The sequence below is a fragment of the Buttiauxella warmboldiae genome (genome assembly GCF_003818135.1).
Taxonomy (GTDB): Bacteria; Pseudomonadota; Gammaproteobacteria; order Enterobacterales; family Enterobacteriaceae; genus Buttiauxella; species Buttiauxella warmboldiae.
The window spans coordinates 1-1,069 of record NZ_RPOH01000103.1; the positions used below are offsets into that span (position 1 = coordinate 1).

Annotated in this window: 1 protein-coding gene; it reads right to left on the reverse strand. The window is 51.1% G+C overall.

Annotated elements, in window-relative coordinates; genetic code table 11:
* A partial coding sequence (gene tuf, locus EHN07_RS19520) for an elongation factor Tu (RefSeq protein ID WP_124025672.1) occupies window positions 1–1,069 on the reverse strand: 1,069 nt, incomplete at both ends.

The window sequence follows — 1,069 nt, forward strand, 5'->3', positions numbered from 1 at the left end:
ATGTTGTCACCAGGCATGACCATCTCAACGCCTTCTGGCAGTTCGATGGTGCCAGTCACGTCAGTTGTACGGAAGTAGAACTGTGGACGGTAGCCTTTGAAGAACGGAGTATGACGGCCGCCTTCATCTTTGGACAGGATATAAACTTCTGATTCGAACTGAGTGTGCGGCTTGATAGAGCCTGGCTTAGCCAGAACCTGACCACGTTCGATATCTTCACGTTTAATACCACGCAGCAGAACACCAACGTTCTCACCAGCACGGCCTTCGTCCAGCAGTTTGCGGAACATTTCAACGCCGGTACAGGTAGATTTCACGGTATCTTTGATACCAACGATTTCTACTTCTTCACCCACTTTAACGATACCACGCTCTACACGACCGGTAACAACAGTACCACGGCCGGAGATGGAGAAGACGTCTTCAATTGGCAGCAGGAATGGCTTGTCGATAGCACGCTCTGGTTCTGGGATGTAGTTATCCAGATGACCAGCCAGCTCGATGATTTTAGCTTCCCACTCTGCTTCGCCTTCCAGCGCTTTCAGAGCTGAACCACGAACCACCGGAATGTCGTCGCCCGGGAAATCATAAGCAGACAGAAGTTCACGAACTTCCATTTCTACCAGTTCCAGCAGCTCTTCGTCATCAACCATGTCACATTTGTTCATGAACACGATCATGAATGGAACGCCAACCTGGCGACCCAGCAGGATGTGCTCACGGGTCTGTGGCATTGGGCCATCAGTCGCAGCAACAACCAGGATAGCGCCGTCCATCTGAGCAGCACCGGTGATCATGTTTTTAACGTAGTCGGCGTGCCCTGGGCAGTCAACGTGCGCGTAGTGACGAGTCGGGGTGTCATATTCAACGTGGGAAGTGTTGATGGTGATACCACGAGCTTTTTCTTCTGGTGCGTTATCGATCTGGTCGAATGCGCGTGCAGAACCGCCGTAGGTTTTAGCCAGAACGGTAGTGATTGCTGCAGTCAGAGTGGTTTTACCATGGTCAACGTGGCCGATAGTACCGACGTTGACGTGCGGTTTTGTACGTTCAAATTTTTCTTTAGACA